Here is a 14,648-nt window from a genome sequence, read left to right as displayed (position 1 = left end):
ATGCGACATATTCTTTCCATCCTGCTGGAAAACGAAGCCGGTGCCCTGAGCCGGGTAGTGGGCCTGTTCTCGGCCCGTGGCTACAACATCGATTCGCTCACGGTATCCACCACCGAAGACGCCACCCTGTCGCGGATGACTATCGTCACCAGCGGCTCCGATGACGTCATCGAGCAGATCACCAAGCAGCTCAACAAGCTGATCGAGGTGGTCAAGGTCATCGACCTGAACGAGTCGGACCATGTCGAACGCGAGCTGATGCTGATCAAGGTCCGCTCCACCGGCAAGGACCGCGAAGAGATGAAACGGATGGCCGACATCTTCCGTGGCCGCATCCTCGACGTGACCGAAAAGACCTACACCATCGAGCTGACCGGCGAGAGCTCCAAACTGGACGCCTTTATCGAGGCGGTGGACCGCACCCTCATCCTCGAAACCGTACGGACCGGTGCCTCTGGCATAGGCCGTGGCGAACGCATACTGAAAATTTGATCGTGCGGGGCACCACACGCGGGCAGACACCCGCCGCCCCGGCACCTCTCACACCCAACAAGGAGTTACCGCAATGAAGGTTTTCTACGACAAAGACGCCGACCTCTCCCTGATCAAGGGCAAGCAAGTCACCATCGTGGGCTACGGCTCGCAAGGCCACGCCCATGCGCTGAACCTGAAGGACAGCGGTGTGAACGTGACCATAGGCCTGCGCAAGGGCGGTGCATCGTGGAGCAAGGCCGAGAATGCCGGCCTGTCGGTCAAGGAAGTCGCCGAGGCCGTGAAGGGCGCCGACGTGGTCATGATACTGCTGCCGGACGAGAGCCAGCCTGAAGTCTACAAGCGCGATATCGAACCCAACATCAAGCAAGGCGCCTCGCTGGCCTTCGCCCATGGCTTCAATATCCACTACAACCAGATCGTGCCGCGCGCCGACCTGGACGTCATCATGGTCGCCCCCAAGGGCCCAGGCCACACCGTGCGCTCCGAATACAAGCGCGGCGGCGGCGTGCCCTCGCTGATCGCCGTGTACCAGGACACCAGCGGCCGCGCCCGTGACGTGGCCCTGTCCTACGCTGCTGCCAATGGCGGCACCAAGGGCGGCGTGATCGAAACCAACTTCCGCGAAGAAACCGAGACCGACCTGTTCGGCGAGCAGGCCGTACTCTGCGGTGGTGCAGTCGAGCTGGTGAAGATGGGCTTCGAAACCCTCACCGAAGCCGGCTACGCCCCGGAAATGGCCTACTTCGAGTGCCTGCACGAACTCAAGCTCATCGTCGACCTGATGTACGAAGGCGGCATCGCCAACATGAACTACTCGATCTCCAACAATGCCGAGTACGGTGAATACGTCACCGGCACCGAGGTGATCAACGAGCAGTCACGCGCCGCCATGCGCAACGCCCTCAAGCGCATACAGACCGGCGAATACGCCAAGCGCTTCATCCTCGAAGGCAAGACCAACTACCCCGAGATGACCGCCCGCCGCCGCCTCAACGCCGCCCACCCCATCGAAGTCGTGGGCGAGCAACTGCGCGACATGATGCCGTGGATCAAGGCCAACAAGCTGGTCGACCAGAGCAAGAACTAAGCACTACCCTGGGGTGGGGTAAACCCACCCCAAGCGCAGCACCCAAGGCCGGCATTGCCGGCCTTTTGCATGGCGCGCGCCAGCGCCAAGCACACCGGCACCTATTGCGCTTACGCCCGTGGTGGCGATCTGTATGCTCTCGCCACGCCAACTGCGCCATGAGCACACAGCAAGCCATCGAATACAGCGGCTCACTGCGCTTCCGCGAACTGCCAGCTATCCGCCATCCCGGACTGGCCGCCACCTGGGAGTAGGACGGCAACAGCCATACCGCCAGGGCTTGGCAGAACTGGATCACCCCGAGACATTCGTCCACACCGAGTCCCCTACCCTGCTGGAAACCGTCAGCCTGATTTTCAACAGCTGCATATTCCTCCTGGCCGGCCGCACCTTCCAGCCTGGTGAATCGCCGTCCTGCGGAGTATTACCTGCACCATAGCCGCTGCGGACTTCAACGGCGCACCGGCTTGCAGCTTGCTGCCGCAGTAAATCATTACGCTACATGGGCCCGGCCGCCGCACACGCTCAGACCACCATGAATAGCAGGCCCTCCATCTGAACAGGCTTCTCGCTATACCGTACCGAACTCTTGCCCAAAGTACATGTAAAAAGGGGCACCCTGAGGTGCCCCTGCTTTCCTGCGTATCTATACCGTAGATCAATCCGGTATCAGTTCACGCCAGCTGGTCTTGCTCTGCAAACTCACATCGGCATTTTCCAGGCCAACGTTAGTGATACTGCCCTTCACGTCCGCAGTTTGCAGCACGATTTTACCACCCTTCAACTGTACCAAGCGCGGGCTGGCTGCGGCCCCTGTCATCAGCTCAATGTAGGCAACTCTACTGCCACCACTATTCTGCAGGAACGAACGGCCTTCTTTACCCGCAAGATAGGAACGGGCATAAACACGTGCGATGTTGCCGGGCGTGCACAGATCCTTAGTTGGGACGGTAGAAGCAAAAATCACCTGGCCCAGCGCAGCCGATGGCTGTAGCACCACGCGCTCAGCCAACCGATTCGCAGGTGAGGCCGCCTCGAAAGGCGCCAGATCCATATACCAGCCACGCTTGTCAGACGGCATCACCACTTCATCTGTGCCTGCGCGATTAACCGCTACCATTTTGTCGCGCTTCACGGGCAGCTCAGCACCTGTAAGTGGCGCCAGTGCTTTGCCATCACGGATGGCGTACATGCTCTGTACCTGGCTAGCCTGTGGCACCAGATCATCCCGATCCAACTTGCTCTGGTCCAGCCCCGTACCGATAAAGATCCAGCGAGCATCAGCAGCCGAGTCCCAAGCAATGGCCGGATTGACTGTCACCGGTTGACGCGTGGTGCCATAAACCCCCGTAGGCGCGGTATTGCGGTCCAGTTCCGCCAGTTTCACAATCTTCCAGTTGTTCATATTGTCGTCTGACACATCCATGCGCCAGACATTGCCTTGCATGTCCGCCGCATAGATGGACCACAGGCGCTCCTCATCAGCACTGGTCACAAACGTAGCGAGACTGCCTAGGTTCAATGGATTACCCGGGCCAATACCAGGCACGGCAAAGCAGGAGTTGTCGCCGCAACCAGTAGCCGAAATGGTGAACTTCTTTATTACTGCACCTGTCTTGGCATTCAGTATCCAGATTGCACCATTGCCAGTGCTGTTGTTGTAGCCTGACGGCACGATCACCACCCAGCCTTGATTCTTGAGCCAGGAGACGGTTGCCTGCCCAAAGCTGTAGCCCATATCGGCGTCACCCTTGAACTCCCACAGGAATTTGCTGGCCGCCTCTGCCTCAGTGGTCACTGCACCGCCATTGGTGACGTCCAGCGCAAAATAACCCCTGCCCCCCTTGTTCAGACCACTGATCAGGATACTGCGCCAATCCTTGGCTCCCTTGACGCCACCTGTATGACCCAGGTCCGCATCGAAGACGGTCGGTGTCGCATCATTCAGATAATGCTTACGGAAAGGTGGCGTACCGCCTTCCACATAAGCGTAGCTTTGCAAGCCGTTCTTACGACCGTCCTCATCCGTGCCGCTATGCATCAGCAAGCCAGGAATATATGCCCAGAGTTCTTTGCCTGAATCCGCAGTTGCAACCCGCGAGATACCACTGCCCGCCGAGGTAGCATCAAAGGCATGCAGCATGCCATCGTTGCTGTTCACATAAACGACAGGCTTACGATTCTTGACCAGCGCCACAAAATCATTGTAACCCTCGTGGTAGTCCTCGCTATAACGCGATGTCGCTTTACCCAACACGATAGGCCGGGAATTGATGATATCCCCCAGAATACCAATGGTCGGATCGCCGTCCAGGTCATCGCCACGTGGGCGGAACAACTTGCTGCCGGCACTACCTTCGTTACTCTTGTCGCCGCGTAGGTAATTCAGCAGCTTCTCGCCATATGCCGCATCCTTACCATCAGCCAGCACGTTTTGATGTGCAATAGGCAAACTAGCCCACCGGAAGGGAACCGCCCCACCAGCGCCATTGCCCACTGCAATACGACGTCGCGTACTCCAGCCCGTGCCGCCATCCGCCAGCACGGCAGCATCCAATATGTTGTGTGCACGCCATATCGGCGGCGTGGTAAGTAGATCACCAGTATCTGGATTAATCAGCTTAGCCTCCACGCGGCCCGTCCAACTGCCGTTCCGGTAAGAAGCGACATAGGCCACATTGTCATTGTCTGACAGTACCGGGCTAGCAAATGACGGCGCCACCGCATTGAAAACGTCCGCTTGAATGCTGTTCAGCGCGGTAGCCAGCCCCTGTGACAGCGAGGAAGGGTCCTTCGCCGAGAAAAAGGTACCGCGCCCATTCACGGCAGCGTGCCAAAGGTCGTCTACACGCTGCATACCGCCTGCGGATGGATCGGGCCAATTACAAACACTGCTTCCGGTACCACCACCTGCAGCAGAACAGGTAGCAACTCCTTGCTTGATACGGTAGAAATCATTATCGGCTGCGGTCGAGGTTTTGTAATCAGAAGTGAACGCCAGCCGTCCGGTCAACCCAAGACCGATGGTATGGGTAACCATGTTCTGGAACGGTGCTGGTTTTGTCGTGTCGAACTTCTCGTTCGACAAGTCGGGGCGTATATCCTGTGCATAGTAATGCAGGGCAATATCCGCCAGCATGCCAGACACGCTTCGGCCATCAAATACACCGTCGCTGCGTAGCCGATAAGGTGCGAAGGCAACAGGGCCTGAATTACCGTCCGCATCAAAAACGCTATCCGTATTGTTGCCTGGGGTACCGTTCAGACCCACTGCACAGTTGTTGCAATTCAACGGGTTCGGCGTGGTGTTGTTCCACTGCCCATCCGTCGACAATATCGTAAAATTCTTCTGGCAGAGGCCACCACGGTCCGACGTGTACATTGGATCAACTACCGTAGTATTGTACTTATTGCCGAAATAACGGCCCGCACCGGCCAATGCCTCACGCAGCGGCGTACTGTAGTTTTCACCCGAGGCGAACAAGGTTTCATACCAGTTGGTGCGCACCGTCCCGGAAAACTTGTCTACCGGCCGGAACATGGCATTGCCCGCAGTAGTGATCTGGTTAGGCGCCGCATTAATTGACAAAAACCCAACCCGGAACGAGTCGTCTACCGAATTGAATGCCGTACTGACGGCGGATTTCATCAACATACTACGGCGACGGTAATAGCTGAACCAATTGGCAAATCGCTGGGTGAGCACCGCATTGCTGAGCGACACTTCTACGCCTTCGCTATTTTTAACGCGCGTATTGGTACTGCCGGGAACATTTCCGGGTATTTTTACATACGTAAAATTGGTGGAGTTGCCCAGCACTTTCTTGCCAAGCACCACAGAAACCGAGGGGGCTTCCTTGCACACATCATCATCAAAGGTCAGGTCGGTGCCAGGGCCGGTGTAGGCAAAATAGTGTGCCTCGCTGGGAATCTCAGTGACCTTGTAATACGCACCCACATTCTGCGAGTTGGTGCCCGGCAAAAAGTTGGTAGTGACAGGAAACTTGATAAAACCAGTGAAGCCATTCACGAAATTGATATCGGAGATATCGTACACACCATTGTACTGATTATTCGTACTGGTAGTAATTTCGAGTTTGCGATAGCCATCAAGCATGCGGGCTCTTACCCCCGGCATCACGATATAGGCATTGAAATTAGGGCTGGCACCAAATACATAGAGCTGATCGCTTTGCGCTTCCTGAAAAAGCCAGCTCTGCGCAGGCGAAGTCGTAGTCGTCGGAACCGGAACGGTGCCCGGCACTTGGAACTCGAAATAGGGGTCAGAACCCGAGGTGGACACGGCCGTTACCCGATACAAACCAGCTACAGCCAAAGGCTGATGCACAATAACGATATCGTTGACTTGGTAACCATGCCCGGTTGTCTCAGGCAGCACCCTGACAGTCCAGTTCGGGCTGGCGATAGCCGACCGTTGTACACGAGCCTGTGAGGTATTCGTAATATTGCTTGCAACCAGGCCTATAGACGTATTGCCATTGTTCGCTGTTGAGCTGCCACTATTATTGTTACCACGCCTTACAGACACCAACGGTGAATTACTATTCACATTATTCAATGCAGACTCGACCACATCGAAACCGAAATACTCCGTCGCCAGGTTTACTACCGAGCCTGTCCCCCCATGCGGCATGGCTACCGTATTGGTGCCGCTCGACATGGTTGGGCGCAATCCCTCATAGGGGGCTGCGCCGAAATTCACCTGGGGGAAAAGCACGCCGTCCGCACGGTAAGGCGGTTGGTAATCAATCAATGGGTTAAAAGCCAATGTGTTACACATATGGTTTTTGTAGCCCACCGTACCGGGCACCACATTGGCGCTGTTTAGCGTATTGCCATCCAGCGAGCTATGATCCGGCACAAAACTCCAAGCCATACTGCCCGAAGTATCGTAGACAAACATCAAATTAGGCTCGACTGAGCTGGTCTGGTTCAATGGCGTATTGCCCAGCGGAGGCACCACCGCCTCGACGCTAACTACCTGGCACAAGGCCAGTATGGCCACCAAGGCCTTGGTGGCGTATGACTTGGAGTCTGACATGACTGTTTTCCTCTCACTAACACGTGGAGATGTGATGACGGGGTCCATCTGTATCCGGCAAAGTATGCGGTCACCTATCCGGCAAGGGGTAGATCAATATGGTTTGCAAGTAGGAGGTCGTACCCCGTGGGCCATCCACCCTCACACTCAGCCGCATACCCACCCCGTTCTGCGGCGGCGTAATGTCTCCACTATCGGTACCATCACCCGTCTGGCCTTGTTTCCATTTGCCGCTAATCTGCGCCTCGTTGAACAGCACACAGTGGTTGGCAGTCGCCTGACCGGTATTACGGCACATCCGTTCCAGCACCATTACGGCGCAATTGCCCGATTGCTCATCCCACACTGCCCGTAACGCAGAAGCACTGGCATCGCTGGCACTGCGGCATTTGCCCGCCGAGCGTAGTACATTAGGTATGCCCGAGGTTTTGATACAGTTCGCATCGTTCTTCGCACAAGGCGCCGTGGGATTCTCCTCGGTAAACAAGGTGGCGCGATACCAGTCGTTGTAATTGTTGTGGTAGCGCGTCTTGATACCATTCAGTGTGGCAAATCCACCATCGGCACTGGAATCAGCCATATGCTCAACCGCCAGGTCAGCAGTATTAATACTCGACTGCCGGAAAGTCAGGTTACCGGTGATCAGAGTTGCGGTATCAACCTGACGAACAATGGCCAATCCCGCCAAAGTCAGTGCGACAAGCGCAATCAATGAAATCAACAACACCACACCGTGCTGGTGCTGCAAGCGCGCCGATGACGACATCGAATAGAATAGCTTACGGGTCATTGTTCGATGCCTCGCGAGTTCCAGATCATATTGCGCAGCGGGACGATGCCAGTGAACACCTGGTAACGATAACAACGCCACTCGTTCGGGCCATCTGCCACATCACTGCCGCGCCGCATATCCACCGAAATGGCGGGCCCGGTTGGAAACGAAACAGCCATGACAGGCGAAGCCTGCACTTCTGGCGGTGTGGCATCACAGTTGACACCATCACGGGGGCGCTCACGAAGGTTGTTACGAGAGACAAGGGCAAAACGTAGGCCCCGTATCTGCCTGGCTTGTACCGGTGTTAGTGCCGCAGCTGCATACACACCGGTAGGTTCAACCCAATTGCTAATGTCGGTAATCCGGTCATTGTTGACCGTATCAATACCGTACTGCGCTTGCAGGTCTATCACCTGATCGGCCAGCCGCACCACTTCCGCACGTCCTGCCATCGTGGCAATGGCCGGCGGGTTGACACGCAACGCCCCTGTACCGTCATAGCTGGCACCCAGTATGCCCGTGGTCTGATTCATCGCATTGCCCGAGACGGTATAGCTCTGCACCGTCAGCCCCCCCAGATGCGCAAGCTCGGTACTGCCAGCCAGCGCAGTGGCGGAGTTGAACGAACTGCTGGCACAACTGTTGCGCGAACAGGTGGCACCACCCGGGGTAAACATCACCTGGGCCAAGTTGTCGTTGTCCGGCTCATTGGTCACTTGCGCCAGCTGACAGGTCTGATTCGCCACATTGACCTGCAAGGCCAAGTCCCCACGATGCACCATAAAAGCGATGTTGGAGCGCGCAAGGGTGACACTGAAGCTGGTAGGTACCAGAGTGGGCACCACCCCATTAAACGGTATGGCATTGCCACCATTGGCGCGCATGACGCGTATGCCGTCAGCAGCTGCACCACCGTCTGCAATCAAGGCCGGCAGAATAATGGGGGCATTCATGCCCGCAGGGCCTGCTGGCGGCACGGGGAACACCCCGGTAGGCGCCAACGCGGCGGCATAAGCCGCACCAAAATTGCAACCAATGGCCGAACGTACATTGGTCAGGCCATACCCAGCCATGCGCAAGTCCCTGTCCAGCTGATAATGGGCAAACTGCCCACTTGTCTGGGATTCACTGCTGGCACTGGTAGTGCGGCGCTGGCCTTCATAGCCACGGTAGGTTTCCATGATGGCAACCGTGGTAATCAGGGCGACAACCATGCCAACCATGATCTCAACCAGGCTGATGCCTGATTGGGATTGGCGGCGGGGAAAATCGGGCGTGGTAATCACGGCATCCTGCCTAAGTTATGGTTTTACTGCATCACTTCCGCAGTGGTGGTGTAGGTTCTGGCCTCAGTCGATGGCAACTTCCAACTCACCGTCACTGTCACCTGACGTGGACGATTCGCCGTAGGCTCCGACCAGGTAATCGTCGGCGGGTGGTCAGCCACCCCCGGCAACCTGGCGGCGACCTGCGCCGACCAGGCGTTAAAGGCGGCCGAACCGGTTTTGTAGTTGTCTTTTACCACCGCGGGATTCGTCGTCCACATGCTGCCCATCAACTGATTAGCCAGCACTGCCGCCTCGCCACGATGGCGCGAATCCAGGTCCATGGTAATGGCACGTGCCTGCAAGGCCACCAGCCCCAGCAAGCCCAGCGAGAAAATCACCAGGGCCACCAGTGCCTCCAGCAACATCACACCTGCTTGGTCGCGCAATCTGCGTGATGGATATCTATGGCGGAAAGTAGGTTTCACGTTCAGCACCTGCGTGGGTCTTTAGGGGGAAGAAGATTCTCGGCGTCGGGGTCACACATGCGCAGCTCGCCCCCCTGGCTGACAGTAATACGGAGATTGCGCGACTTTTCCACAGGCAGCACGGTGGCAGGCAGATCAACATCTACCCACCAGCCTCCCTGGATGTTGTCGACAACCCGGCCCAGTGCCGAAAACTGTATGGTATGTGGTGTATCACCGGTAGGCGCCCCCCCAGCATTGACAATGCGATTAGTAATGACCGCATTGGCCGCCACCTTGGTACTGCCCGAGGCCACCAATATCCGTCCGTCATTACACCCAACCAGTGCAGACGGCACTGCGGCTGTGTCTTGCCAGATCACCCAGTGCGGCGCGCCATTGGTCGGCACACAGGTAGTGCCGTTTGCCAGCGAAAAACGCACTGACGAATTATTCTTGATCGCCTCTATCCGTGCCTGCCGCATGCCATCCATCAAGGCATCCGTTCGGGCACGCAGGGCGCTGTTCTCTGTCCAGGCCCGATAACTGGGTATGCCCACGGCCATCAGCACCCCGATGATGACCAGCGTTACCATCATCTCTATGAGGCTGAAACCCTTGGCGCGGTGCAGGCTGGCATACTGAAAATTATCCATGGCGATGCCTTAGCAAGACCCAGTCTTGGTCGTTATCCAGCAATTCTTGGGCAAGCCGGCCGCACCAGGGAACGCCGTGGTTTGACGTGCATTCAACTCGTTCACAGTGAAGGCCATGCCATTGGCACCAACACCCGCAGCCCCTTTGGAGGTAATGGTCAGGAGATAGGTCTGCGCCTGGTTACCTGGCGCCGCACACGTCAATGTAAAGTTCTTGTCCGTCGGCATAGCGACATCGCAAACCCCCGCATCACCATACCGGCGCCTATCCTGATATGACTGCTCTAGCCGGACGCGCTGATCGGCTATCAGGCTGTGCGCAGCAGTGGCATGAGATCGCACCACATGTTCACGATAGTTAGGCACCGCAATGGCGAGCAGTATCCCCATGATGGCTACCACGATCATGATCTCAATGAGGGTGAATCCCAGTTGCTTCTTGTTCACGATGCTCTCCCATGTTCAACTTGGATTGGATTATCAGACGGGCGCCAAGACGATGTCATCTTGGTGCGACCAGCGTCATCATAGGACGGATCAATGGCACAACCTGCATGCCAGGGGCCGACATTCTCAGGGGGCTTACGGTCGGGGGTCAATGTCATTATCATGTCGGACAACCGCACTCCCCAAGCGCGGGACCGCAAGCCCTTTGTTCTCGATAAGGCGTTGCTTAAGTAGTGTGCGAGGTTTGCACACGACATTGACGCTTTCAAAATCGGCCAAGATTGATTTTGCAATTAACTTGGCGTTAAATGCCATATGAATGCGGATGGCCCAAGTTAAATTCGCCTTATCTCTGAACAACTTCCGCGCTCAAGCTCAGAAAAGGAATTAATATTTATGCGCAAATTCAGTATATGGCACGAACTGTGGCGTTTCGCCCTGGTTCTGGTAGCCATTGCCCTGGCCTCCTGCGGCGGCCCTGGCGGCAGTGACTCCGAGTCCTCCAAGACGGAATCCCTCATCCTGACCATTAGCAACTCCACGCTGTCCGCAACTCAGTCGGCCACCGTCACAGCTGTGCTCAAGGACGGTGCTGGCGTCCCCAAGGTAGGTCAGACCATTACCTTCAGCACGGATGCTCTGATTGGCGTCATGACCCCCGCCAATGGTGTCTGGATTACCGATTCGACAGGCACGGCCACGATTACCCTGGCCTCCGGCCCCAACATTGGCTCCGCGGTCATTACCGCCACCTCGGCGGGCGGAACCAAATCGAGCCTGACTTATAATAACGCCTCGGTGGGCGTGTCGGTGGCATCGGTACAGCTACTGGTCAGCAGCGGCACGCTACTGGCAGATGGCAGCTCCACCATCGACCTTACTGCCTTGGTCAAGGACGCCAACAACAATACCGTGAGTGGCCAAACTGTCTCGTTCACTGCCGATTCGGGTGCTTTGACCGTCAACAACGGTGGCGTTTCCGATGTTGCAGGCCGTGCCACCGCCGTACTCGGCAGCGGCAATGACAAGTCCACCCGCGATATCAACATCACCGCCAAGGTGGGTTCAGTCACCGCGACCACCAAAGTACGCCTGGCCGGCACCAAGATCACCATCGCTGGCGTGAACACTTTGGTCGTGGGCAACAATACCCAGCTGACCATACGCTTGCAGGATGGCGCAGGGCGTGCCATTGCGGGTCAGGCACTGGCGCTGGGCTCTACGCTGGGCAATACCTTCAGCGTGAACAACGCCAATGTGACGACAGTCTCGACCGACTCCACCGGCCAGGCCACCGTGCGTTATAACGCCACCAACCCAGGCGCCGACAGCATCACTGCGTCGGCCTTGAGTGAAGTGGGCATACTCAGCATGAGTATCAGCAATCAGAGCTTCACGGTGACCGCCGCAGAAGGCCAAGCCGGCGCATCGTTCCCGGCAGGTAGCTCGCCAGAATTCAACCTGGATACGCCTATTGTCGTCACTGCGCGTTATTTGGTAGCTGGCGTGCCCCAAGTTGGTAAGACGATCAGCTTTACGTCCACACGCGGCACGGTCACCCCCGCATCACAAGTCACTGATGCATCGGGTTCGGCCTATGTCACTGTGCAGGCCGACACGGCTGGCGCCGCTGTCATCACAGCACAATCTGGTAGCGTGTCCTCACAGTACCCCGTCGAATATGTGGCTACCGCACCGAATAAGCTCAATATCCAGGTTGAAGCATCTACTGTGGCACCGCGCGGCAAGACCGCCATCACCGCCACCGTACGTGATGCCAAGAACAACCTGGTGAAGAACAAGGTGGTTTCATTTACCTTGAGCGACACCACCGGCGGCACGCTCAGTGTTGCCCGTGGCGTGACCGACAGTGCAGGCCAGACCAGCACCACCTACACAGCCGGCAACTCCACCAGCTCCAAGGACAGCGTGGTCATTACTGCAACCGTACAGGATACAGCCGTCACCTCGACTGCACGCCTCACTGTTGCAGGTCAGGCCCTGTTTGTACGCCTGGGTACGGGCAATAGCCTTGAGGTACTCAGCGCCACCGAGTACGGCCAACCCTACACCGCCATCGTCACCGATGCTGCTGGCAACCCCGTCGTCAACGCCGAAGTGACCTTCTCCATCGTGCCGGTGAAGTATTACAAGGGCTACCACTACTGGACCGGCGTAAGCTGGTATCCAACAAGTGGTCCAGAAATCTTCACGCCCTCAGGCACCTCTTGCCCAGCAGGAACATTTTCGGCAGGCACGACCAATACCACTCCACCACAGATTCAGTGCCTTCGCCTGAAGGCTCCGACAGAGTGCGACAACGAAGATACCTTTGTTGACCCGCTCAACGGCGTGGGCGCCAATAACGGCATCATGGAACCCGGCGAGGACTTCAATGGCAACAAGGAGCTGGATCCCGGCTTCGTAGCCGCCGCAGCCCCTGCGCGAGTCCTGACGAATGCCGGCGGCAGCGCCACCATGCGGATTGGCTATACCAAGGACAGGGCTTACTGGACCAGGGTTGCCTTGACCGCCCGTGCCACCGTGCAAGGTAGTGAAGCCAGCACCACGGCCATCATCTACCTGGACGGTGTGTCTGGAGACTATGACGATCAGACTCAAGCGCCTCCCGGCAAAGTAAGCCCTTACGGCGTAGCAGAAACCTGTAGCGACCCTAACTAAGACCTGCCCCCCCGCCAGCCCTCAAGGCCGGCGGGCGCAGCAAGTAGCAACAAACAAAAAGCCCGCACTCTGCGGGCTTTTTGTTTTATACCCCGGCACACCGTGCCAGTCAGGCATCAAGCCTGCGGGTGCGCCCGCCCGGCCTCGGTCGTTAGTCGGTTCAGGGCCGAGATATAGGCCTCCGTCGAGGCCACCAGCACATCAATGTCTGCGCCCTGGCCGTTCACCACCATATCATCGAGCGACAGGCGTACCGTCACCTCGGCCTGCGAATCCGTCCCCGCCGTCACGGCATTGACCGAGTACAGCAGCAGGTCGGCGCCACTCTGCGCCACGCTCTCTATGGCCTTGAACACCGCATCGACCGGGCCAGCCCCGTGCGCCACCACCCTGTGCTCCTCACCCAGCGCCCCCATCACTAGGTTAGCCGTGGGCTGCTCGCCGGTTTCCGACACTACCTTGAGCGAGATCAGCCGGTAACGCTCGGTCGCGTCCGGGCCGCTGTCGCCCAGCAGGGCGCGCAGATCCTCGTCGAATATCTCGCGCTTCTTGTCGGCCAGTTCCTTGAAGCGGGCAAAGGCGGCATTCAGGGCCTCTTCGCCTTCGGGCAGCATGCCCAGCTCCTGCAAGCGGGTACGGAAGGCATTGCGGCCGGAGAGCTTGCCCAGGGTCAGTTTGTTCTGGCTCCAGCCCACCGATTCGGCCGACATGATTTCGTAAGTCTCGCGGTGCTTGAGCACGCCATCCTGGTGTATGCCGGATTCATGCGCAAAGGCATTGGCGCCGACCACGGCCTTGTTCGGCTGCACCGGATAGCCAGTAATCGAGGAGATCAGCTTGGAGGCCGGCACGATCTGGGTAGTATCGATGCGGGTTTCCAGGTCAAACACGTCGCAGCGGGTGCGTACCGCCATGACGATCTCTTCCAGCGCAGCATTGCCGGCACGCTCACCCAGGCCATTGATGGTGCACTCCACCTGGCGGGCGCCGCCCATCACGGCAGCCAGCGAGTTGGCCACCGCCATGCCAAGGTCGTTATGGCAGTGCGCCGACCAGATCACCTGGTCCGAATTGGGCGTACCCTCGATCAGCTTGCGGAAGAACTCGGTGGTCAGGTGCGGCACGGCATAGCCCACGGTATCGGGCACATTGATAGTGCGGGCGCCAGCCTGTATCACGGCATCAAAGATACGGCAGAGGAACTCCGGTTCGGAGCGCAAGGCATCCTCGGCCGAGAACTCCACATCGTCGGTGTATTGGCGCGCCAGCTTGACGGCGGCCACCGCGGCTTCCACCACCTGGTCGGGCTGCATGCGCAGCTTTTTCTCCATGTGGATGGGGCTGGTGGCGATAAAGGTATGGATGCGGCCACGGGCAGCCGGCTTGATAGCCTCGCCCGCGGCACGGATATCGCGCTCATTCGCTCGCGCCAGCGAGCAGATGGTGGATTCCTTGATAGCCTCGGCAATGGCGTGGATGGATTCGGCGTCGCCCGGGCTGGCAGCGGCAAAACCGGCCTCGATGATATCCACCCCCAGCTTCTCCAGCTGGCGGGCAATGCGTATCTTCTCGTCACGGGTCATGGATGCGCCCGGACTCTGCTCGCCGTCGCGCAAGGTGGTGTCGAATATGTAGAGCCGTTCGCTCATGATGCTGTCTCCAGTGACGATGTAATAACAAAAAAGCCGCCGGGCCTAAGGGCCGGGCGGCTG

Annotated in this window: 10 protein-coding genes; 3 read left to right on the top strand and 7 right to left on the bottom strand. The window is 57.8% G+C overall.

Annotation, left to right across the window (positions count from 1 at the left end):
* Together ilvN and ilvC are read left to right on the top strand one after the other, a co-directional pair.
* On the top strand, positions 1–492 hold the full coding sequence (gene ilvN / locus V7714_RS15200) for an acetolactate synthase small subunit (RefSeq protein ID WP_284197008.1): 492 nt from the start codon (positions 1–3) through the stop codon (positions 490–492).
* A gap of 73 nt (positions 493–565) precedes the next feature.
* Positions 566–1,582, top strand: a complete 1,017-nt coding sequence (ilvC, locus tag V7714_RS15195; RefSeq protein ID WP_284197007.1) for a ketol-acid reductoisomerase — start codon at positions 566–568, stop codon at positions 1,580–1,582.
* 658 nt (positions 1,583–2,240) lie between these two features.
* Here ilvC and V7714_RS15190 read toward each other — a convergent pair.
* The 6 genes from V7714_RS15190 to V7714_RS15165 form a co-directional block, all read right to left on the bottom strand.
* Positions 2,241–6,644, bottom strand: coding sequence for a pilus assembly protein (locus tag V7714_RS15190; protein WP_335710461.1), 4,404 nt, complete (start codon positions 6,642–6,644; stop codon positions 2,241–2,243).
* Between the two features lie 70 nt (positions 6,645–6,714).
* The gene (locus V7714_RS15185) at positions 6,715–7,434 is read right to left on the bottom strand and encodes a pilus assembly PilX family protein (RefSeq protein WP_335710460.1); all 720 of its coding nucleotides are present in this window, start codon (positions 7,432–7,434) and stop codon (positions 6,715–6,717) included.
* Positions 7,431–8,705, bottom strand: coding sequence for a PilW family protein (locus V7714_RS15180; protein ID WP_335710459.1), 1,275 nt, complete (start codon positions 8,703–8,705; stop codon positions 7,431–7,433). The genes V7714_RS15185 and V7714_RS15180 overlap by 4 nt, the downstream gene beginning before the upstream one ends.
* Before the next feature lie 23 nt (positions 8,706–8,728).
* Entirely contained in the window at positions 8,729–9,172 is a 444-nt protein-coding gene (locus tag V7714_RS15175; protein ID WP_335710458.1) for a hypothetical protein, read from the bottom strand.
* A 2-nt stretch (positions 9,173–9,174) separates the two neighbouring features.
* Positions 9,175–9,807, bottom strand: a complete 633-nt coding sequence (locus V7714_RS15170; RefSeq protein WP_335710457.1) for a GspH/FimT family pseudopilin — start codon at positions 9,805–9,807, stop codon at positions 9,175–9,177.
* Between the two features lie 9 nt (positions 9,808–9,816).
* On the bottom strand, positions 9,817–10,254 hold the full coding sequence (locus tag V7714_RS15165) for a type IV pilin protein (RefSeq protein ID WP_335710456.1): 438 nt from the start codon (positions 10,252–10,254) through the stop codon (positions 9,817–9,819).
* A 396-nt stretch (positions 10,255–10,650) separates the two neighbouring features.
* Between V7714_RS15165 and V7714_RS15160 the strand changes: the two genes are divergently transcribed.
* Positions 10,651–12,936: a beta strand repeat-containing protein gene (locus tag V7714_RS15160; protein WP_335710455.1), complete on the top strand. Its 2,286-nt coding sequence runs from the start codon at positions 10,651–10,653 to the stop codon at positions 12,934–12,936.
* Positions 12,937–13,052: 116 nt separating this feature from the next.
* Here V7714_RS15160 and V7714_RS15155 read toward each other — a convergent pair whose 3' ends face one another.
* Positions 13,053–14,585 (bottom strand): 2-isopropylmalate synthase, encoded by a 1,533-nt coding sequence (locus tag V7714_RS15155; RefSeq protein ID WP_335710454.1) that lies wholly within the window; start codon positions 14,583–14,585, stop codon positions 13,053–13,055.
* Positions 14,586–14,648: the final 63 nt, after the last annotated feature.

It is taken from the genome of Chitinimonas sp. JJ19, from assembly GCF_036961565.1.
Taxonomy (GTDB): Bacteria; Pseudomonadota; Gammaproteobacteria; order Burkholderiales; family Chitinimonadaceae; genus Chitinimonas.
The sequence above is the reverse complement of the archived record's forward strand: the minus strand, read 5'-3'. Positions and strand labels throughout refer to the sequence as shown.

Coding starts and splice junctions, on each gene's coding strand:
- ilvN (WP_284197008.1), top strand. CDS start 1: ATGCGACATATTCTTTCCATCCTGCTGGAAAACGAAGCCGGTGCCCTG.
- ilvC (WP_284197007.1), top strand. CDS start 566: ATGAAGGTTTTCTACGACAAAGACGCCGACCTCTCCCTGATCAAGGGC.
- V7714_RS15190 (WP_335710461.1), bottom strand. CDS start 6,644: ATGTCAGACTCCAAGTCATACGCCACCAAGGCCTTGGTGGCCATACTG.
- V7714_RS15185 (WP_335710460.1), bottom strand. CDS start 7,434: ATGACCCGTAAGCTATTCTATTCGATGTCGTCATCGGCGCGCTTGCAG.
- V7714_RS15170 (WP_335710457.1), bottom strand. CDS start 9,807: ATGGATAATTTTCAGTATGCCAGCCTGCACCGCGCCAAGGGTTTCAGC.
- V7714_RS15160 (WP_335710455.1), top strand. CDS start 10,651: ATGCGCAAATTCAGTATATGGCACGAACTGTGGCGTTTCGCCCTGGTT.
- V7714_RS15155 (WP_335710454.1), bottom strand. CDS start 14,585: ATGAGCGAACGGCTCTACATATTCGACACCACCTTGCGCGACGGCGAG.